Genomic DNA, 21,313 nt, shown 5'->3' on the forward strand with positions numbered 1-21,313 from the left:
CTCAAAAGATAAACAGCATAAATCTTATTTATTCGAAAGAATTTCCAACATATTCAATAAATCATTCGACTCTTCAATAATCCATTGATTATTATAAATCAGTCCTCTTACGATATGTTGTTGTTGATTTGTTAATATACAATCTATATTTCGATCCTTGCCATTTCCCCATCTACTATTATGCTCAGTTTCTTCAATTCCTCTAGGAGATCCATTGGGTGTAAGCAGTTGAATAGATGGTATTTTCTTTTTTACTAAGGGATAAATGATGAATAAACCGTCAAAATCCCAATCACAAGAATAGTAGATTGGCAAGCCCCTTGTATCCGCATAATCAAGTTTACTTACATTTTTCCCCCCGGCGTACCAAAGTTCTATACCGTGTTGGCGAGGCTTATTGGGTTTGGTAAGAAAATCAAGGTTTTCACATAAAACAATGACTTTGGGATTATGACACTCCAATTTGTAAATGTATTGTTGATCTCTATCATTTGAAAAATGCTCGACTTCCAATATCTTTTTTAATGCATCAACCAAAGAGGATTTATTATCCAGATATTTATCATTTTTGAAGAACATCAAGGAGATTCCCCGTAAAGACTCATCGGAAGCAATAATCTGTTTCCGTAATTCTTCCAAGGTGCCTTCTTTTTTCCAACATTGGATGTTCATCAAAGTTTTGATATCATTTTCTTCAAAACGAATTTGATGCCTTAACAGCCCATTTTCCAGTAAGAAATTCTCATAGCAATTATATTTTTCTAAATACTCTTTTTCATATATCTCAGTATACCCGTCTAAAGAATAGAGCTTATTATATGACCTATCAATTATCCTAAGGGAGTTGGTGAGGTAATTGATTTCACCACTTTTTGCCAAGGTATCATTCAACTTAACCTCCCCATTTTTATATAGATTATTTAAAGCCCTTAACTCAATCCAATTCATTTTTCTATTCGGTTTATATAGATATCCAAATCTTCGTTGCTGTCCTTTGTTTTAAAATAGGAAGCCGAGGGGCAATAGTTGATATTGTCATCCTCTTTTCCTTTAATCAAATGATGGGCATACCATTCATCAGACAAACCGATATTGAATGTATGTGGTGCCATTGTTATAATCTGATATTGGAATTCCTCTGCGATAGCAGGAAAGGTATTAAAATTGGTATTATCCAAACTTCCTAATTCTTCCAAAATGATAAATCTTAAACCATTTCGTTTTTCTTTTTGTACAGCAGACAATCTTGCAATACCCAAAAGTGCAATAGCGGAATAGGTCTCTCCAGTACTACCGGGAACTTCCGTTCCAAACTGATCTGTGAGCTTAGCTGACAGTTCAAAGTATGTTTTGGGGTTTAGTAATTTATCAATCGGAACTTTGTTTTTGATTTTTGCTTGTTTCCTGAAAAAATCTTCAATGAAATCTACTATAGATTGTCCAAACTGTAATTCTCCTTTTGTCGCTGTATTACGAACCTCGTAAGCTATCTGCTTGATATAATCAATCTTTATTTCTTTATTACTATCAAATTCAAGTTTGAAATAAAACTTATTACTAATCTTTCGATCAACAAAGAATGCGTTTATTCTTTTTACCTGGTCAGCATACTTCTCGTATCGCTCAGTAGTTTTACTGAATATCTTAATCATATTATCCCTGATACCATTGGCTATGGTTGTTCGGGTTTGATTAGCTTCATCTAACGCAGTAGTGATATCATCAGTAGATTTTATTTTATTGCCCAATAGTGCTTCTTCTAAAGCCCTGAATGAAAAACTCTGATCTTTTATTGCTAATTGTACCGTCGGATTTTTTTCGTTACTTGTTTCTTCGAATGAATTAGAAATACCAATAAATACTGTTTTATATTCTTCCCATAACTTATTGTAGGCATCCTCCAATTCTTCAACTTTTTCGGGGGCTAAAGGAAAGTCTGTTATATTCTCTTGGTAACTCTTGTAATAGGCACTATTGAGCCTATCAAATTCCGTTTGCTTTTTTATGAGATTGCCAATAATGTTTTGCAAATCCTGTTTATCACGCTGTATATCGCTTTCCAGTGATTTGAACCTGCTCTGTTTGGTTCCTTTTTGTTCATAAAACTTATCTTTCTTATTACTCCACTCTTTGCGAAGCCTCAACAATTCCTTTCTTACGACTTCCGGTTCGTCATATTCAACCTTAAATCGGTTTTTAATTGCCAATAATTCTTCTTCCTCTCTTTTCTTTTGTGATTGCAATTGAGCAACCTTTTCGTCAATTTGTAAGATACAGGCTACCGCACTTTTTAGTTCTTCAATATCGCTATTTTCAACAATAGCTATATCAAAAGGATAGTCAAAAAGATTGATATCGTAAGGTTTTGCATCTGCAATACTTGCTAATGCTTCCAGTTTACTATCTATCGTAGTGATTTCTGTGTTCAATTTTTGAATTAATTGATTCACAGATTGCTCCAGATTCGCTCTGTCTCCCAACAGAGTTGCATCAGGGTTGAATTGGATGAACTGGTGCAATGCACCCAACTTTAGCCAAAGACCTTCTTTGGATGAGTTAACATTAAAACCATCAATCAATTCATCAGGATTGATATATTGAGATGAATTGTCAGGATTAGCAATTTCAAAAATAGGTGTGGTTGCGTAACGAAAAAAAACTTGTAATTGCTCGTCATCTAACTTTGGCAAATTCTTGATATACCAATGTAAGAGGCCATTTGCATCATTGTCCTGTAATAATGATAACAGTTTTTCTTTTGTTGCTTTTTCCTTTTTCAAGGATGATTTCAATTCATCCAAAATCTCCGATTGCTCTTTTCGGACTTTGACAACACTTTCAAGTGTTTTATACTTCTCCAGATAAGGTTTTGCAAAAGCAATTTCTCTTTTTATATCCTGATTATTCCTGTTTGAAATGTCAATTCTTTGTATCCCATTTTTCCAACTGTCATCTACTTCGGGAAGTATAAACATTTTAAGCTCGTTGATATCTTCACCTAGCTTTTCTATGCTGTTTGATAAGTCTTGATAGCGGTTGAACATATTAACATTAGCATCTGCTTCCTCGTAGCCTCGTTTTATCGCTTCTTCTTCCGCTGGAAGACTCTCGATAGCTTTTGTAAGTTCATCAAGTTTAATTTGTTGATTTGCTATCAGTGTCTTTCCCTCTGTTTCCCCTTGCTGTAACTGCTTTAGGTCTATATACGTGTTTTGTAATTCCGCCTCTTTAAGCGATTTGAATTTTGCTTTATGAGACTGTTCCAGCTTCCGCAAGCTGATTAATCTTTTTTGCTTGTTGGATAGGTTTTGAATGTCCTTATTTAGGCTTTCATACTCTCTCAATATCTTTTCGAGTTCGGATTGCTCTTTTTGAAAGTTGACAAGAATATCTTCATCTGATTCTTCAAAGAGAAATTCCTTCAAATTTCTGGAAGCTTGATTGCCACTCAAATTCAGTGTTTTGGCTTTGGAAAAGGACTGTATCACCTTTGCAAAAGCCTTTAAATTCTTGTCTTGGCTGAGATTAAGAGGCAGTATATTTTTATCATAAAGGAATTTATAATAAGTATTGACTCCCTCGTTATTACTGAAAAAACTCAGTCGAAGCCCTTTCTTTTCGTGAAGAAATGTTGCCAGATCCTGTATATCCACTATTTCTTTTTCTCCCGACTCTTTTTCTTTTAACAGATCTTTGGAGAAGATTAATTCTTCCTTTTCCAAACTCAGTTCATTTATGTGTTTAGTTATTTCTGCCTGTTTGGCTACGATAAATGGAATAATACGTTTGCCTTTCTGACTGTTCAGCTGGATTCCGATACTGATAAACTTAGCAGTAGCAACTTCAATATTTAAGAAACAATAGGCACATTTTGTTTTATAGGGAAGGGTATTGATTTGTCGCTCTTCTTTTTTCACACCATCTGTTCCAAATTTTATTAAATCCTTGTCATATACAAAGATCATTTGTAGCAAATCTGCAATAATGGATTTCCCAACTCCATTGGATCCAATAAAATCGGTTCTTGTGGGATGAAAAAGGTAATCGTGTATATAGTGCTTCAGAATACCTACAGTCGATAAGGAGTAAATTCTTGGGAAACTCATAACATTTCATCCTTTTTAAGTTGCTGACTAAATGCATCAAAATTTTGAAGCTCATCCTGATACAGCTTGGATAAACGGTGGATAGCCGGTCTTATTTCAAAGACCAATTCTTCATTTCTTCCCGATTGTTTTTCTACCCAACCTAAACGGTCAAAATTATCTATAGTTTTACTAAATTTTGTATGTACTTCATTCCAGGCCTTTTCATCATAGGACTCCCTGATATCATCGAATAAAATTCGTTTATATGCTTCTTGGTGGTCACTTTCCAATATTTGTGTTTTGATGTCGTTCCAGTGAATGATTTTTTCTTCGTCAAAATACTTTTGGTAATACATGTCCAAAAGTGTTAGTCCAACCAGTGTCTGTAATTCAGTAAGCTCTTTATTACGGCTTGAATCGCTTAGTTTTCCTTTCCCGTTTTCCGTGAAGTCGAGATAATAATACCGACTTCCATCAAACATATCGGCAACGAGATTAAGCCTGTATAAGTTACTATAAAAATTTCTCCACTGCGATTCATAGCTTTCCAATACGGTATACTCTGCATAATACTTGTGGTCGATATGTTTGCCAGACAACAACAGAATATTGATGTCTGCAAAATGCTTTTCAACACTCTCCTCTGTGAGAAAAGAATAATCGCTTATTTCATAATTTTCGTTTTCCATAGGGATAGGTTATGTTGTGACAAGGAAATGATTTTTTGTTCTACATCGATAAATACATCGATATTCTCTGAAGTATAAGCTGTCATACGAGATGCTACCTGATAAGCAATTGACAGATCCTTTTCTTCATCCATGATACTATTCATCAATTCATCTATAGACAATTGCCCTTTGCTTTCCAGAATATCTTTGGCTCTATCGACCCATTGATTGATGATTTGCTGGCGGTTAATTTCTTTTGCTATTTTCTGCTTTTCATTTTGTTCGTAAGTTTCATCAATCTCAATGTTTACGATGATATTGGGTTTTGGAGGTTCAAACTCGTAATACCTTGGATATAGTATCCTGACAGGTTGATATACCATTTGCTTTAGTGGGAAATTGTTACTAAACCTTACCCCATCAGGAGTGTATTGCGAACTTTCCAACACTGTCCTGTGCAATTTTTTTATTTGCAGTCTAAAGAAGGCTCTGGAAGAAAATTGTTCCTGTAACTCCGTCAATTTCTCACTGGCGTGGTTGATTTGCCTACGGATAATGTAAACTTTGCTATCAACCGAGGTGAAAAATTCCCTGATATCTGTATATATTTCCTGTGCTTTTTCCCAATCACTTTTACTTTTCTGTACATTGACTGTGTCAAATTTCCCATCGTCTTCCATTTTTCTATAAAAATGATCGACAACATTTACTAAATTACCAAGAAATTGGTCTTTGGAAATAATGGCTTCCGTAATATCTTCTGCTCTTTCTCCGAACTTTCTAAAAACAACAGTAAACTCTCGTACTAAAGAAGTTGCACTGTGATCGTCTTCTTTTCGGAGAATATCATTTAATTCTTTATATGCCTCACGCAATTCATCTTCCAATGCCTCTAAATGATCCGTAATGATTTTCTTTGAGCCTTGTATAAATATTCTCCCGAATTTTCTTTCAAGCTCTTCAATAGTATTGATTTCACCATGCCGTATGGTAAATGAGTCCTGAACACTTTTTTTTAACGGGTGGTTCTTATATGGATTTTCTAATTTGCTTACCATTAAATCCACCACATTTTTAGCATAGTCTGTCAGGTAATATTTCCACGGTTCATCGGGATGGCTTCGTAGGAAATAATGGAAAAGATTGTCTTTAATGTTATTCCATGGACGAATCGAATCCAAATGGAATTCAGTTTTTATATCCGATAAAATTTCGTTGATCTCCTTTTGTGTGAAGTATTCTTCGATTTCACGGTTTTTGATTTTTTCATAAAGAGCAATAACCAAATAACCTCCGTCAAATTTTGAAGGAAGAAGAAGGTCGTATTTGGTGTATAGTTGCTTCTCTTTCAAAATATTAATCACTATTCTCTTTTTACAAAACAGAACTATTATTTATTCTTTTAAGTACATCTTGTAGTTTAAAATCGGGAGGAAGGGGCTTAAAAGATTTGTCATCTTTAGTACTGATATATAATTGGCGTTGGAATTCCCTTAGTTTCCCTAAATCAATTTTCCCGACTAAGATGGTATCATTTTCTCCACCCTTTAGTTTCAAAATATCTTTGATTTCAGTTCTAGAAGGCTGTGTAATCCTAGAATCGCCAAATTGGCTAGTATTTACCTGAGCAAAATATACATGAAGATCTCTTGAAATAGATTCTACAATATTGGAGAAGTAGTTGGTATCTCGATTGTATTCAGAAGCAATCAGCAAATCAACTTTGCCCTTAAAAATACTCCTATGCTTTACATCTGCCAGTTCAAAACAATAATATGGACTAAAGTAAATACCTTTCCAGATAAAAAGATCATATATGTATTGAGTCGGTTTAGGAACTTTAAAATGATTGGTATGAATCATTAACTTTTCACCATGAGTATAATGATTTTTCAATCGGTATACAACCACTGCATCTTTAATGCCACCCTTTACAAATGGAAGAATAGTTACAATGAAATTAAAAGAAACATTGTCTATAGTTACATGCTCCAAGCCTGTTATCACCAGTTTCTGTTCATTGGCAGCATACCAAGTAATACGATCCAGTAATTCTATGGGAACAAAACACTCAGGGAATAAAAGAATATCTGCCTTTTCTTCTTTAGTTTGCTTGAAAATTTTGTATAAAGTATCAAATCTTTTTCCCTCAAGATTTGGAGTATTTCTTAAGCCCTGAACCATATTAGATTCAGAAACTTTAGTATTAGCAATAGCTATTGTTGGCCAACTAATACACTCACTATCATTAACACTAATTTGTTGTTTGAGGACAAACGATAATTTGTTTTTCCCTTTGAATGGCCGTACTTTTCTTTGAAACAGTTTCTTTTTATATTCTTCTTTGTCTTCTACTTCATAACTTGACCAATGATATTTATTCGCTCGTAGATAATAATCATAAGCTTTGTCTAAATAAATGGACGAATGGTCTTTATCTTCAATTAACTCATTTATGTTTACAACTGTTTCTTGTTCCGTTGTTGTCTGTCCATTTTTAAATGAACTTAAATTCTCATAGAATACGGCAAGACAGCATTCCCAAAATTTTAATGCTCTCGGAGAGTGTTTTATTTTATTATCATTTATTCTGTACATCAGAAAGGGATTTTTAGGTTAGTATAATTTTGATAGTCTCTTTTTCTAACAGTTGTATAGGACAATAGTGGCTGTGATACGTAGTGATGTCTTATTAGATTGGATTGTCTGTATCTGGTAATGAAATAAGACTCTTCATCTGTCGGACTATATTTGGCTTGGTAAAAAGACAAATCATTCTTTAAGACATTGAAAGAGAACTGATACGTCCTTTTCACTCTTTGAACTTCTGATAAAAATTTGGGGTGAAGTGATAATGCCAATTCATTAGCATTGTCGAGATGTTCTAATACATTTGCTTGATAGTTTTCATTTGAGATAGTCGATAGACTACCTTTACAGCGTATTCTCTTAATTGCTTCACAACAATTTAAATAAAATTGAACATATGCTTCAGGTCTCTTATTTACTAGCAGAAACACAAAAACCCGTTCCCATAATGTATAAAGATTAAGCGTATTTTCACCTTGAAAGAATTTGACTATTTTGCTTGCTTCATCTTCTGAAATTTTGTCTGCTCTTCGAAGTGAATTAAATATTCTTTTTGAAAGAAAAACAGATAAACCAAATTTATCTTCTTTATAATCTTTAAGCGTTCGTACTTTGCCTTCAGTGCCATCATACAGTAAGTGATATGCACTTTCTTCAAAATCTTCCAAATCTTCTTCGTCATTATAGTTTCTAAATTCGCTTGATTTTTCTTCAAGGTCTCTTTTCAGCTTATCTATGACCAACGACGATTCATCCTTATCAAAATAGTAAAGTAATGTTTTGTCACTTTGACAATATAACCTGGGGAAGCTATTTAGCTTGAAAACCTTTTCCGTTTCTTTTTTAGAGTTATCTATGCCCAATATTGCGGGCTTATCAATCACCGAAATAATAGGGTGGAAATTCAATAAAACAAACTGCTCTATATCAGTTAGATTCTTTTTAAAATCAGATGTAGTTAAAACTTCGTCTTCTCCAAACAATATTTGATCTTTATTGTTAAATCTCGGCTTTTCATTATTTACCCAATCACGATATTGCTCAAAGTTGAAATTTAGTTTTGGGATAGAATCATCTTCATATTTTTCAGGTAAAACCGGATTTGCTATTACCATTAATATGTCATCTACATATCGGCCATAATACAGAGGTCTTGCATGTTGCAAAACTCTGCTATCAAAATCTTTTAGATAATGATTAGCAAGAATGAAAGAAGATAGAAGCCCTATGGGCAATATGTAATGGATTAATTCTTTTTGCTTATTAGATACTTCAGAAACAAAATCATAAGGTGTATTATAACTCGATAGTTTTTTAGTGAAGATTTTATGTATTTCTTCAAATACAACATAGAGATTGTTCTTTGATTGTAGCATATTCTTGTGCCTAACATTAGAATATGGAGATTGTATAGTTTTTGGGTCTAATCTTACAGAGTAGAAAAAATCTTTTATATCCAAATTGAGAATCAGGACATCTTTATTTTTATCTAAATGTTCACGTGCAACCTTTACCGACTCATCTCTCCATTTTTGATATTGTTTTGGATAGGGTTTAAATAACCCAGATCCTTGAACTACCTTATCTTCTTCTTTATTCAAAATTAATCTGTTACCAAAACAGTTATCAAATAATGTCCTGTCAAGTTTTACTCCTTCTCTTAATATCCACAAAACAGAGATTAGATGAATTTCTATCGGCGCATCTATAAATACAGTTGACCTTTCAATATCATAATTGCTACTAGTGCGCTTATTGGTGATAATTTGAGAGTCTGATCTAGTGCCGATAATTTTTTTTGGAAGAAACTTTGTCTTTATACGATCTAAATAACGTTCAAAGAATTTGGGATTCTCATGAAAGGTATTCAGTGCCACTGTAAATATTCTTAGCTTTCTTTCATACAAAGCCATATCTTCATCATCCTGAATATCAACATCGTATTCTTTTGCAAAGCCATTATATTCTCCTATGACTACATACAAGTCATTACTATCGGAAAGATTGGTTTCAAAAATTGCCAATTGCTTCCGCATAAATAAATTAGTTGAATCATAGTAGATGTATGTTTTTAACTTGATATATGCTTCTAACACCTCTTCATAAGTGTATTCCATATTCGCTTATTTACTTGTTATTACTTTAAGATTAATATCTGCAAACTCCTTAATGTATGTAGCTGTAACGCCTAACAATGTCAAAATATCATCAGAAGCTCTTGCTTTTGACAGTCCTGGCTGGACAATCAAAATTTCATATTCTACAGGAATTTCGTTTTTTAATATTCCTAACAATTTTACCAAATCATTTCTGTTACCCTTTTCAAGTCGGGAACAGGACAAGCCTTTCTTTGATTTAGTTTCCCGTCTAAGGAGGTGGTTAATGAACTCCTTGCCTGATTTATGTTTCCAATGCACGGATTTTTGAGCTTGTCCGCAGACCTCATAAAAATTCTTGATCTGGTTGCTGATAACACCATCCAAAGCAAATTTTAAGTGATATAGCTTAATTTCAATTTTATCACTATGGGCTTTAATAGTAACAACATCGGCAATTTCACCGGAATAATCATCATCGTAGATGATATCAAAATCTTCTTGCTTTAATTGCTCAATGACTTTGTACTGAATTGAATCAACTTTCTTAGGTAGTATGCCTTGTGCTTCATTTCTTAGATTCACACCATCCCAATTCCAGGATATAAGTTGATCTTTAGGATAGATGCCTATTTGTTGTTTGAGTTCATAGTATTCGTTTCCTGTAAGTGCAGAACCGTCAGCATACCAAACAGTAGGAATGAATTTTTCAAAGAATGTAACTCCGTCAATTTTAATACGTCCCAACTGAACTTCTACAGGTTCTTTTGATTGTTGAGTTATTTTAAAATCTGCAAATGACTCATCACCATTTTTCTTCTCAAACAGCTCTAACTTGAACACAGCTTCTTGTGTTTCGGATTTAAGAGAAAATAGCAATTCACCTCCTATAGACGGATTCACCAAGCATAATTCTATGTTAGACAAGTCATATTTTATCCCATCTATAATGAAGTTATATTTGGTTTCGACATCGAGATAGATATCCGTATCCCAATCTATCCATACAGGAAATACATTTGGAAGATCTGTTCTGAGGGTTGGAATAAGTGTTTCTCTAAGAATTTGATTTGGATCAATATTTTCATCTACTAGTTTATTTCCTAATGCTATACACCAATTTTTAAACTGTTTTAAATCTCCCTGAAGTTTTGTCCATACTCTTCCTTTGTATGATGCTCCTATATTAACTGGTTTACCACCTTCAAAACCTGTACCCATAACAAAGGCTTTTTCTCCTCTTTGTTTTTCGGCAAGACTCAACGCTTCACCAACATCACTTCCAACCATCATCCTAAAACGGATATTTTTGCCTAAAAACTGTCTTAATCCAACGTTTTGTAGCTTTACTCTTTTTATATTGTAAAAAGTCTTAAAAACATCTATTCCTTTGACAAGCTCAGCATTATCGCCTATTATTGCTTGAGCCAATTCAGTATACAGGCTTCCATTGTCCGAGCTATTTATGAATAGAAGATTATTTTTGGTTTCCCAATACACTATAATGATGTCCCATTGAATATCATAAATTTCCCGTTTATCATGTACCCATTCTACATCGAGCCTTTTACCTGTGACTATCACAAGCATATTATGCTCTCTATTAATGTCATGGAATTTAAATTCAAGGTTGTCATAGCCGGAAACTCCTTTTTGAAAATTACCGGGATACCAAGCATTGGTTTTATTCTTATAAACAACTGTGCTTAGTTTAGGTCTGATGTTCTGAAATGGAATGTTGGCATTGTCCAATTTCTTAAAACCACTCATGAAATCCTTGAATTCTACCTGTTCATTCACTTGACCTGAACTTGCATCTGAAAGAATTTCATTCCAATCTGCATCCGTAGCATACAAATCAGATAATTCTGCCCTCACATCGAGATCAGCAATATTGGCAACGAAAGAGGCATTACCAAGTTCTTCATCATATTTAGTTCTTGTAAAACGACCTGCTAACTGTAGTGTAATGGGAAGACTCTTTCTGATATCGTGAAATGCTGCTATTTTCAATTCCGGCAAATCGAAGCCTTCACCAAGCATATCAACACAAACAATTATTCTGGTTTTCTTTTGAAGTATCTTATCATAAGTTTCCTTAAAATTAGGTGCTCCCGAATATATCACAACAGGATTGAGATCTTTATGAACTTCGTATAGCTTAAAAATTTCTTTTGCCCGCTCTTTCGTAGCACAACGAGCCATAAGAATGTGATTGTAAGGATTTGGGGCAGCTAAGTCTGAAAGTAAACGTTCAACAGCCACCTTTGCAATTTCTTGATCCGCTTTTTCTTTCTCATATTCTCGGATAGAAATAAACTCTATCTTTTTATAATAACCTTGTTCCTGTGCTTTCTTTAAAGGGAAGTTGGAAACAATTTTTCCATCCAGTCTCTTTCCATCATTTCTAAATGGTGTCGCTGTAAATTGGATAACCTTTTCTTTATCGAATTTATTCCGGAACTCATTCCACGAAGACGCTTTCACATGATGAGCTTCATCAATAAATATATGGCTGAATGTTTTAGCGAAAAGCTCTTGAGTCTCATTGTTCTGATTGGTAAGCCAACTCATGGTAGTTACGACTACATTGCATTTTTCTAAAAATTCAGTAACCTCTTCAGTATTTTCAAATTTATTTTTAATAATCCCAACAATTGGATATAAAGACTTTTCGCCAACAACACCGAACTGTTTTAGTAACCCTAAATTGAAAAACTTTCCTGCTATCTGGTTTCGCAAAGAATCAGAAGGCACTGTAACCAAAAGCTTTTCACACCTGTTAGCTACCAGCGTAGCCAACATAGTTTCTGTCTTACCAGTACCTGTAGGCATTACTACGGTCGCTGCATCTAAAGGAAGTTTCAGATGTCCCATTATCATATGCAATGCAGCAATCTGAGGTTGTCTTAACCCTGGCTCGTTTTTATCTTCTTCCTTATATAGAAAATCATTTTTCCATGATTGTGTAATTTCACTAGATGAGTACTCTTTTAAAAGAGGGTGTTTCGCCCATCCCTTTAGAACTATTTTACCTTCTTCAAACCGTTGTTTACTAGGGAGCCTATTAGTAAAAAGAGCGTATTCAATTTCTTCTGGAATATATTCTTCTTTGGTTGTGAGACAGATTTTATTTCCATTGTCTTCTATCAATAAATAAAAGCGATTTTCTTCAGTTATAATTAGAGGGAGTGATCGCTTTGAGGCTAATAGTTGCCTTACAATATTTTGACTCCTGATTTTTTGATAGTACGATATTTCAAGTTGTGGTAAAAGTATATCCATGTAAAATAATTTTAGGTATAAAAGGATGGAAATTTAAAAACATAAAGATTGATAAAAAACTGATTCATATACAAATATAACCATTTTCATAATGTTAAATAGATATACTACAGGCGATTTCAACATTCATCAGGATAGCTATCATATTACGTATATCATTTGATACTAATGACTATTAAAAACTCGTGTTCTTGCCAATAAATCTTCCCCTACTTCGCCCTGTCTCATGAAAAAAGCTCACAGCAAATGCTAAAATTTGTGCAGGAATAGTGGATTCATTTAATAAACCATTCGTATTATGAGACATCTATTACACAAAATAGTCTCCGATATACAGAAACAAGAACATAAATTATCGGCGGAGGCTTCGAGTTTTATGGACGAGGCGTACAGGATGACGGTCTATCTGAAAGAGCTTCTCGGAGACATCAAAGAAGACATTATAAACGAGGGCTTCGCAACATTAGAGGATGAAATCCTTTTCTTTAAGCAGATAAAACCTACCGTCCTTGGTAAGCTTATCTACTACAACAAAGTGTTTAGAATTGAAACTGCCTGTCCTGCAAGCAATGGAAATATGTATGAGAGCTATTTTGCTATGCACCTGCGTGAATTGAAACTGGAATATACTGAGCATGTCTGCAATTCCGATTTTTACCGCTATTACCGTTCCGGCAGAGCTGATCGGGATGAACAGTATTTCACACTTGGAAAAATCAACTGCTATGATGGGCTGAACAGCTTCGTATTTGAAATCGATACCAAATTTTCGACCTACTTTGATTACAAAGTGGCTAAAATCATCGCCAACGAATTAATCTATAATTATCTGACCACAAAGCTAAGCCCCGAACAAAATCCCGATGTACTGCTACAACAAGAGGAAACAAAAGACTTTTTTTGGACACAGACAAAAAATGCCCTTATCGAATTGATTTACGCACTCTACACCTGCGATGCCATTTCGCACGGGAAAATAGGCATCCGCAAAATCAGCATGGTTTTCCAAATCCTGTTCCGCATTTCATTGAATGATATACATAACAGCTTTCACCGAATGAAAACACGTGCAGGCTCTCGGACATTGTTTTTAGACCAACTAAAACAAAGTTTAGAAGAATATATGGACAGGGAAGACAACCTGTAATTTTCATCTTTTCTTACCAATAAGTGGACAGCATCAATCGGTGCTGTCCTTTTTTTGCCCATTTGCCGATATGTGTCTATCGGCAAATGGGTCGTATGGCGCAGCGAGCCATTGACCAAAAGCGCCGAAATACCCTAAAAACAGCACTTTACACGAATTGTAAAAAAATGAAAAAAGTGCCTTTTTGATACATACGTATCGGACGACAGCCTGCGCCAATCGCTCCAATTTTGTGGTGTTAGAAATCATTAAAGAGTATTGTTATGAACATTGACAGAATGGAATTTATCGCATGGATGGAACGTATTATGGAACGCTTCGACATAATGAAAGAATACGTCCTCAACATCAAGAAAGAACGGCACAGCATAGATGGCGAAGAATTATTGGACAATCAGGATATCCTGCAAATGCTCAAAATAAGCCATCGCTCCCTGCAACGATACCGCTCCACAGGCAAGTTGCCGTATTACACCATTAGCGGAAAGCTGTACTACAAATTATCGGACGTACACCAGTTCATAAGGGAAAGTTTTAATGTACCTATAAGGCGCACTAAAGACAATCCCGGACAAAGACCGCCGTCCAAGGATGGATAATTAAATGGGGTATCCACGAGGATTACTTTCAGACAATGTAAACTTTAAATAATCAATATCATGAGCGAACAGACAAATGAAAATCCACAGCAATATCCCGAACAGCTTTCGGATGTGCTGTTGGTAATGGACAAGGAAAAAAAGAAAATCCAAGCCGTTACGGGCGTTGACGAAAACGGCAATCTGAAAACCGTTGATGCCAACAAGAAAAACCAAAGCCAATTTATGCGAGTGGACAGAGCCGGAGATTTGTTTACAAATTTCTTCTCCAACTTTTGGCGACAGATAAAAGACCCGACCCATTTCTCGTTCTTCAAAGTACCTGCAAAGGAAGCGGTCGAAACCGCCAAAGAAATGCAGAAACAGGTCGATGCCCCCACCAAAGAAGGCGAGGCTGTCATGGCAAAGCATGAGGTCAAAGAGCCAAAGGAGCAACAACAGGAGACCAAAAAGGATGTGGAAGCACCACAGGCGACACCGGAACCACATAAAACGCAAGAAACGCAGGAAAAAAACAATTATCGCTATCAGGCGGAAGATGTGGACTGGAATTATTTAGCGCAATTTGGGATAGACCAAGAGAGGCTTAAAAAAGATGGACAGATGGATTTGCTTCTAAAGGGCTATAAAACCAATAAGGTCTATCCCACAAGTGTCAATTTCGGTGCGGTTATTATGCGCTCGGATGCAAGGCTTGGTTTTCAAGACGGTGAAGACGGAAAACCCGTGCTTATGATGTACGGTGTCCGCCATGAGCCGAACCTCAAAGCCCCTTTCTTTGGTCACGAGTTTACCAAAGAGGACAGGGAAAACCTACTGAAAACCGGAAACATGGGGCGTGTGGTGGAACTGACCAACCGCAAGACAGGCGAAAAGATACCGTCCATTATCAGTATTGACCACCTAACGAATGAGGTTATCGCATTCCGGCAGGACAGGATAAAAGTACCCGATGAGATTAAGGGCGTAAAGCTGACCGAAGACCAAAAACGGGATTTGAAAGATGGGAAAGCCATTTATTTAGTCGGGTTGGATTTTAAGAACAGTACGAACAAAAATGCCTATGTACAGTTCAACGCCGACAAAAAATATACGGAGTTTCTTTTTGGCGATAAAGCCCCCAAACAGACACAGGAAAACGACCCGAAAATGTTCCGCAACAAAGTGTTTTCGGACGAACAGTACAAGCAACTCATCGAGGGAAAGACGATTTATGTTTCGGATTTCAAGGATGGAAAAGGAAACCCGTATAAAGGATATGTCACGCTGAATAAAGAAACGGGAAATTATGATTTCAGCTTTAAAAACCCCAATGCGCTGAAAAATAAGGCACAGCCTGCCGAAGCGCACAAGACACAGGTTGCCGTAAACTCCAACGGGAAAACCAACGAAGCAACCAAGCACATCAACGAGCCTCTGAAACCGGAGCAACAAACGCCGAAAAACAAAACTCAACAGCAACGGCAGAATGACCCCAACCGTCCGGCTAAATCCAGAGGGGTAAGAAGATAATACCATCAAAAAACATTTTTCTTTGGAAATCCCCTTTCACAGAATACGAAGGGGTTTCTCAAAGAGAAATGTCCAACACATAATCCATTAAAGAGATAGCATTATGAAAGCAATCATTGCAGAAAAGCCAAGTGTGGCGAGGGAAATAGCCTCCCTGTTGGGAGCGACCGAAAAACGGGATGGATACCTAACAGGGAACGGCTATGAAGTTACGTGGGCATTGGGGCATTTGGTCGGACTGGCGATGCCCGAAGATTACGGGGTATCGGGCTTCCAAAGGGAAGCCCTGCCCATATTGCCCGAACCTTTCATACTTACGGTACGCAAGGTAAAAAAGGATAAAAGCTATGTTCCCGATAGCGGAGCGTTAAAACAGTTGAAGATTATCGAACAGGTCATCGGTAGATGCGATAGCATTATCGTGGCCACCGATGCCGGACGTGAGGGCGAACTCATCTTTAGGTACATCTATGAATACCTAAAGTGCCGGAAACCGTTTGAACGTCTATGGATAAGCTCACTCACGGAAAAGGCGATTAAACAGGGTTTTGACAACCTAAAAGCCGGAAGCGATTTTGACGGGCTGTACCGTGCCGGACAAGGACGGAGCAAAGCCGACTGGCTTGTCGGCATCAATGCCTCGCAGGCATTGAGCATTTCGGCAGGGCGTGGCGTTTACTCGCTTGGCAGGGTACAAACGCCTACGCTTGCCCTTATCTGCAAGCGGTATTTGGAAAACAAGGATTTTGCCGTCAAAAAATACTTTCAAATCCAGTTGGAACACCGCAAGGAATTTACAGACTTTAAGAGCCTATCAAAGACCAAATGGGATGACAGAAAACTTGCTGACGACACATTAAAATCCGTCCAACGTGCCGGAACAGCCACCGTTACGGCAGTGGAAAGCAAAACGGTTTCGGAGCAACCGCCTTTGCTGTTCGACCTTACGGGGTTGCAGAAAGAAGCCAACAAAAGGGCGTTCTATACCGCCGAGGAAACATTGAACATTGCCCAAAGCCTGTACGAAAAGAAGTTTATCACCTATCCACGTACAGGGAGTAAATATATACCCGAAGATATGTGGTCGGAAATCCCTGCACTGGTAAGGAATTTGGAAGCACGGGCTTCCTGTAAAAAAGCGGTCGGAAAAGTGAAATGGGGGCGTTTCAATAAACGCATCGTGAATGACGTAAAGGTCACAGACCACCACGGTCTGCTGATTACCGAAAAAATCCCGTCTGAATTAACAGCACACGAAAATGTTATCTATGATATGATTGCGCACCGCCTACTGGAAGCCCTTTCGTCTGCCTGTACCAAAGAAATAACCGACATCGGATTGCAGGCTTTTCATTATGATTTTACACTGAAAGGATGTAAAATCCTCGAAGCCGGCTGGCGTGGCATCAAAGAAAAATTTACAGATGAGGACAGCGAACCTGTACAGGAACTGCCGGAATTAAAGGTCGGCGATGAGCTGAAAATCAAAGAGGCATCCGTATTGGAAAAGAAGACCAAACCGCCTGTGCTTTACACCGAGGCAGGTCTGTTGTCCGCAATGGAAAATGCCGGAAAGGAAATTGATAACGAGGACGAACGGAAAGCCCTAAAAGACATCGGCATCGGTACACCTGCCACAAGAGCCTCCATTATAGAAACGCTTTTTAAGAGGGATTATATTCGGCGTGAAAAGAAATCCCTAATCCCTACCCATAAGGGATTGCAGGTTTACGGGGCAGTAAAGGACAAAAAGATTGCCGATGTAGCCATGACCGCCGAATGGGAAATGGCATTGCAGAAAATTGAAAACAACGAGGCGGATGCAGGTGCTTTTCAGTGTGAAATGGAAACCTATGCCACTTCCATTACACGGGAACTTTTGGACACGGGCATTGCCCATGAAAAGCAACCCGAACTGACCTGCCCCAAATGCAAGAGCCGTCAGCTATTGGTTTGGAACAAGGTTGTAAAATGCCCCGATGAGGCTTGTGGTTGGCTTCAATTCCGTACCGTGTGCGGAGTGCCGTTGAGCCTTGCCGATATAGAAAGTCTTTTGACCAAAGGAAAGACCAACCTTATCAAAGGCATGAAAAGCAATTCGGGCAATAAGTTCAATGCCTATATCGTCATGAACGATAAAGCCGAAACCTCTTTTGAGTTTGACAACAGGCAACCAAAACGGAAATAAAAGTAAATGTTTCTGAACGGCATACAGCGTGAGGGATAGAAGCGACATCCTTTTGCGATCCTCGCAGATCCGCAAAAGATATAGCGGATAGCCCGACCCGTCTGCATTTTTTCGATAACCTGGGCATGGGGGTTAAAATGCAGACGGTGGCACGCCCAAATCCTACTTTTCGTCCTGCTCGTCCATTCTCCGTATAAGTTCTTCCCGAAGCGCATCAAGGAATTTAGTACGGTTCATCTTCCGGTTTCTAAGTTCCAAATAGGTCTGATAAAAATTACCCAAATCGATGCCAAAGGCAGTTTCAAAATATCGGGCTATTTCCCTTATATCGTTGTTCCCATTGTCAAACACCCTTTGATAGTGCAAGGCGTAAATCAATTCAATCAAAGAAGCTTTACTACCTGTCCAATTCAATCTCGGAAGGTCTTTATCTAATTTTTCGTATTCTGTGTTTCTAAACAGTTGGTCTTCGATATACACCTGTATCAGGTCGTTTGCAATTATCTTGGCAACCTTATAATCATGCGAAGTAGAAAAAGTCATATCAGACTGAAAATGACCCGTATCAACGCATAGCTGAATGTCCAGCTTACCCCGTAAAAAATATTTTTCATCGAGAAAAGAGTTGTTACTCCGGTAATACTTGTAGAAGACCAGATTGTTGTCAAAGAACCTTTTTAACTTTTTCAGTTCTTTGTTAAGGTGTTTTCTTATGGGTTTTGTCCCATAAGGCTTTTTTGCTTCAATTTTGTAAATCGTATTGTAGTAAATGAGCTTGGCTACGATGACAGGTTTTTGATGTTTGAAAAAATGGATTTCCTCATCAGTATTCTTAAAACCTCTTTTTAATACGTATTCTTTTAATTTGGACAGGCATTCTACAATAAGATGTATAACGGTTTCAATCCGTTTTAAAGGGCAGTTGACCTCAAGCTCCAATTCGTTGATTGCCGTTTCCAGTTTGAATAATGTTTCATTATAGAATTGTTCCACATCACTAATGTTTCGGGATATTTTTATTTCCTCCAGTTATTCTATAAATTGAACGTACAGCTTTATTTATGACGTAGCAAGTAGTTAAATTTATAAACTAAAAAGTTAGCGGGAATATATTATGAAATTACTCTCTTATTCCTTTTATCTTGATACAACACGGCTGCAAAATCTAAAAACTCATCAATGAAATATTCTGTGTTTTTTTCTATATCTGAGTTTACAGGTTCGTTTTTTTCATTGAATGCATTTTGGATTTCTGGTATCAAAAGCCTAGTTGGAACAGGATATGCACCTAATGCCAAAACCAATGATTGCAAATGTATAGAGGCTTGAACTCCGCCTAATTTCCCTGCCGATGTAGTTACTACGCCTATTGGCTTTTTACTAAACTCAGCCCAATAATATTCAACCATATTTTTAAGCGTAGAAGTATATGTTTGATGATATTCAGGGCTAATAAATATAATGCCGTCTGATTTTATAAGAATATGTCTTATTTGTTCTATGTTTTGATGACTTTCTAGTTTTGTTCCAAAGGCGGGTAAGTTGATTTCTTGCAAATCAATCAACTCTGTTGAAACACGCTCATTCATTTTGTTTAGAAGAAAAATAGCTAAACTTTGTGATTTTCTTTCCTCTCTTATTGCCGATAAAATTATAACTATCTTCATATTGTTAATATATTTTTATGAATTTGTGATACCGAATGTGTTGTATGGAATAATCAGCTTCAATTTCCAAACCATTGATAGCTGTTTCTAACTTAGATAATGTCCCGTTGATTATTCATTAGGCTGATTTAAAATAATATCATTCGATCACACCGATATTCCAAATCAGTTATAAAATTATTTATAACATTTACAATAAAACCTCAGCTACCTTCCGTTCTACATACATTTGCCAAAAAACATTCGCTATATTGACTGGGCTATATGTTTGGCTATTTTCATCAATCGCCCCGTTTATCAGCAATATTCCGGCATAAGCTCCATGCTCAAGAAGCGAACTATTTAAACATAGTACTAGTGATCTAAGCGCAGAACTTGAAATGGAGTAGGACGAATATTCGGGCATTGGACATATTGCAATACCACCACCCGAAACTAATACGACACCATTTGATTCGATTAGGTTTTCTTTCAGGGTCTGAACCGTGGTTAATAACCCAATCACATTGATAATAAAATCATTGATTAAGTCTGCTTCGGACTCGTGGAAAATACATCGTTTGACGATATTAACTGCATTGTAAAAAAGGACATCTATTGTTTGAAATTTTTTTGAGATACTTTCTAAAACTAATTTTAATTGTATTTTATTAGAAACATCAGCTTTATAAGTAAAAACGTAATCTTTATATCCTGTTAGACTTTGCTTTAACGAATTAAGATTGCTTTCGTTTCTACTTATCAATATCACACTAAAGCCGTCTATCAAAAATCGTTTTGCCACTGAGATTCCTAATCTTTGACCTGCGCCTACTATGAGCATTATCTTTCTATCCTTCATTCCCGTAACTCTGCCTATTCCAATATTTTTTCAATTCTTGTATTCTGGGTAGTCTTGATAAGCCATCGTTCATTCGATTTTATCAATACCATAGTTAAATAACCCGAACGATCTTCTACATTGTCATTATTTTTAAAATCCTTCCAGATCCAAGTAGCATATACTATTGCGATATCATCATGTAAAAATTTTATGGTAATATCATCCAATTTATAAGTCATGTTTTGCTTTGATTCCTGTAAGAATTTATGGGCTTTTTTATGGCTCTCGATATTCGCTTTATTTGAATCATATCTCCCGCCAGACCATGTTATAAACTTGGTGTCTGTTGTAAACAGTGCGCCCCAATTATCTATTTCGTGATTATTCCAAAAAACCACATAATTTGTAAATACCTTTCTAATCTCTTTTTCTTCTTTTTTCATATCCGTCATTTTTTTGTTGTTCATATTCTCTTGAATTGTTACATAGTTCTCCATATTTTGCTTAGGTTGTGAGAAGCAACTACTTAGGGTAATTGACAGTTTTAAACAAAATACAAATTGTAAAAACTTCATTTTATCCATCTTTATTTCTATTTTAGTTTTGCTACACAAAATTAAATGACATGTATTTCACGTGCTGTGATTC

At 36.4% G+C, this 21,313-nt stretch carries 15 protein-coding genes; 4 read left to right on the forward strand and 11 right to left on the reverse strand.

Annotated elements, in window-relative coordinates; genetic code table 11:
* Positions 1 to 24: 24 nt before the first annotated feature.
* Genes ACP6L2_RS02240 through ACP6L2_RS02270 form a run of 7 tightly spaced genes read right to left on the reverse strand, consistent with a single transcriptional unit; the run spans position 25 to position 12,729 of the window.
* The gene (locus ACP6L2_RS02240; RefSeq protein ID WP_440507688.1) at positions 25 to 948 is read right to left on the reverse strand and encodes a hypothetical protein; all 924 of its coding nucleotides are present in this window, start codon (positions 946 to 948) and stop codon (positions 25 to 27) included.
* Complete coding sequence (locus ACP6L2_RS02245; protein WP_440507689.1) at positions 945 to 4,106, reverse strand: hypothetical protein; 3,162 nt, start codon at positions 4,104 to 4,106, stop codon at positions 945 to 947. The genes ACP6L2_RS02240 and ACP6L2_RS02245 overlap by 4 nt, the downstream gene beginning before the upstream one ends.
* Entirely contained in the window at positions 4,103 to 4,777 is a 675-nt protein-coding gene (locus ACP6L2_RS02250; RefSeq protein WP_440507690.1) for a condensin complex protein MksE, read from the reverse strand. Before ACP6L2_RS02250 ends, ACP6L2_RS02245 begins: the two co-directional genes overlap by 4 nt.
* A complete protein-coding gene (locus ACP6L2_RS02255) occupies positions 4,753 to 6,111 on the reverse strand; it encodes a hypothetical protein (RefSeq protein WP_440507691.1) in 1,359 nt (452 codons plus the stop codon). The genes ACP6L2_RS02250 and ACP6L2_RS02255 overlap by 25 nt, the downstream gene beginning before the upstream one ends.
* Before the next feature lie 22 nt (positions 6,112 to 6,133).
* A complete protein-coding gene (locus tag ACP6L2_RS02260; RefSeq protein ID WP_299180471.1) occupies positions 6,134 to 7,357 on the reverse strand; it encodes a hypothetical protein in 1,224 nt (407 codons plus the stop codon).
* On the reverse strand, positions 7,357 to 9,465 hold the full coding sequence (locus ACP6L2_RS02265; RefSeq protein WP_440507692.1) for a reverse transcriptase domain-containing protein: 2,109 nt from the start codon (positions 9,463 to 9,465) through the stop codon (positions 7,357 to 7,359). Before ACP6L2_RS02265 ends, ACP6L2_RS02260 begins: the two co-directional genes overlap by 1 nt.
* 6 nt (positions 9,466 to 9,471) lie before the next feature.
* Positions 9,472 to 12,729: a DEAD/DEAH box helicase gene (locus tag ACP6L2_RS02270; RefSeq protein WP_440507693.1), complete on the reverse strand. Its 3,258-nt coding sequence runs from the start codon at positions 12,727 to 12,729 to the stop codon at positions 9,472 to 9,474.
* A 298-nt stretch (positions 12,730 to 13,027) separates the two neighbouring features.
* Here ACP6L2_RS02270 and ACP6L2_RS02275 point away from each other — a divergent pair, with 298 nt between their 5' ends.
* From ACP6L2_RS02275 to ACP6L2_RS02290, 4 genes are all read left to right on the forward strand, one after another.
* Positions 13,028 to 13,876, forward strand: coding sequence for an RteC domain-containing protein (locus ACP6L2_RS02275; protein WP_440507694.1), 849 nt, complete (start codon positions 13,028 to 13,030; stop codon positions 13,874 to 13,876).
* A gap of 263 nt (positions 13,877 to 14,139) precedes the next feature.
* Positions 14,140 to 14,475: a helix-turn-helix domain-containing protein gene (locus ACP6L2_RS02280; RefSeq protein WP_440507695.1), complete on the forward strand. Its 336-nt coding sequence runs from the start codon at positions 14,140 to 14,142 to the stop codon at positions 14,473 to 14,475.
* 60 nt (positions 14,476 to 14,535) lie between these two features.
* Entirely contained in the window at positions 14,536 to 15,987 is a 1,452-nt protein-coding gene (locus tag ACP6L2_RS02285; protein WP_440507696.1) for a DUF3945 domain-containing protein, read from the forward strand.
* A 103-nt stretch (positions 15,988 to 16,090) separates the two neighbouring features.
* Positions 16,091 to 18,175: a DNA topoisomerase gene (locus ACP6L2_RS02290; protein WP_440507697.1), complete on the forward strand. Its 2,085-nt coding sequence runs from the start codon at positions 16,091 to 16,093 to the stop codon at positions 18,173 to 18,175.
* Positions 18,176 to 18,337: 162 nt separating this feature from the next.
* Here ACP6L2_RS02290 and ACP6L2_RS02295 read toward each other — a convergent pair whose 3' ends face one another.
* The 4 genes from ACP6L2_RS02295 to ACP6L2_RS02310 form a co-directional block, all read right to left on the reverse strand.
* Positions 18,338 to 19,168, reverse strand: coding sequence for an RteC domain-containing protein (locus tag ACP6L2_RS02295; RefSeq protein ID WP_440507698.1), 831 nt, complete (start codon positions 19,166 to 19,168; stop codon positions 18,338 to 18,340).
* Positions 19,169 to 19,287: 119 nt separating this feature from the next.
* Positions 19,288 to 19,842, reverse strand: coding sequence for an NADPH-dependent FMN reductase (locus ACP6L2_RS02300; RefSeq protein WP_440507699.1), 555 nt, complete (start codon positions 19,840 to 19,842; stop codon positions 19,288 to 19,290).
* 190 nt (positions 19,843 to 20,032) lie between these two features.
* Positions 20,033 to 20,683, reverse strand: coding sequence for an SDR family NAD(P)-dependent oxidoreductase (locus ACP6L2_RS02305; protein WP_440507700.1), 651 nt, complete (start codon positions 20,681 to 20,683; stop codon positions 20,033 to 20,035).
* A 14-nt stretch (positions 20,684 to 20,697) separates the two neighbouring features.
* The gene (locus ACP6L2_RS02310; RefSeq protein WP_440507701.1) at positions 20,698 to 21,162 is read right to left on the reverse strand and encodes a YybH family protein; all 465 of its coding nucleotides are present in this window, start codon (positions 21,160 to 21,162) and stop codon (positions 20,698 to 20,700) included.
* Positions 21,163 to 21,313: the final 151 nt, after the last annotated feature.

The sequence above is a fragment of the Sphingobacterium lactis genome (assembly GCF_051951495.1).
GTDB lineage: Bacteria > Bacteroidota > Bacteroidia > Sphingobacteriales > Sphingobacteriaceae > Sphingobacterium > Sphingobacterium lactis_A.

What these genes read in the sequence shown, in the direction of transcription:
- ACP6L2_RS02300 (WP_440507699.1), bottom strand. Translation starts at nt 19,842, where the DNA reads ATGAAGATAGTTATAATTTTATCGGCAATAAGAGAGGAAAGAAAATCA.
- ACP6L2_RS02265 (WP_440507692.1), bottom strand. Translation starts at nt 9,465, where the DNA reads ATGGAATACACTTATGAAGAGGTGTTAGAAGCATATATCAAGTTAAAA.
- ACP6L2_RS02285 (WP_440507696.1), top strand. Translation starts at nt 14,536, where the DNA reads ATGAGCGAACAGACAAATGAAAATCCACAGCAATATCCCGAACAGCTT.
- ACP6L2_RS02260 (WP_299180471.1), bottom strand. Translation starts at nt 7,357, where the DNA reads ATGTACAGAATAAATGATAATAAAATAAAACACTCTCCGAGAGCATTA.
- ACP6L2_RS02245 (WP_440507689.1), bottom strand. Translation starts at nt 4,106, where the DNA reads ATGAGTTTCCCAAGAATTTACTCCTTATCGACTGTAGGTATTCTGAAG.
- ACP6L2_RS02250 (WP_440507690.1), bottom strand. Translation starts at nt 4,777, where the DNA reads ATGGAAAACGAAAATTATGAAATAAGCGATTATTCTTTTCTCACAGAG.
- ACP6L2_RS02240 (WP_440507688.1), bottom strand. Translation starts at nt 948, where the DNA reads ATGAATTGGATTGAGTTAAGGGCTTTAAATAATCTATATAAAAATGGG.
- ACP6L2_RS02310 (WP_440507701.1), bottom strand. Translation starts at nt 21,162, where the DNA reads ATGGAGAACTATGTAACAATTCAAGAGAATATGAACAACAAAAAAATG.
- ACP6L2_RS02275 (WP_440507694.1), top strand. Translation starts at nt 13,028, where the DNA reads ATGAGACATCTATTACACAAAATAGTCTCCGATATACAGAAACAAGAA.
- ACP6L2_RS02280 (WP_440507695.1), top strand. Translation starts at nt 14,140, where the DNA reads ATGAACATTGACAGAATGGAATTTATCGCATGGATGGAACGTATTATG.
- ACP6L2_RS02305 (WP_440507700.1), bottom strand. Translation starts at nt 20,683, where the DNA reads ATGAAGGATAGAAAGATAATGCTCATAGTAGGCGCAGGTCAAAGATTA.
- ACP6L2_RS02270 (WP_440507693.1), bottom strand. Translation starts at nt 12,729, where the DNA reads ATGGATATACTTTTACCACAACTTGAAATATCGTACTATCAAAAAATC.
- ACP6L2_RS02290 (WP_440507697.1), top strand. Translation starts at nt 16,091, where the DNA reads ATGAAAGCAATCATTGCAGAAAAGCCAAGTGTGGCGAGGGAAATAGCC.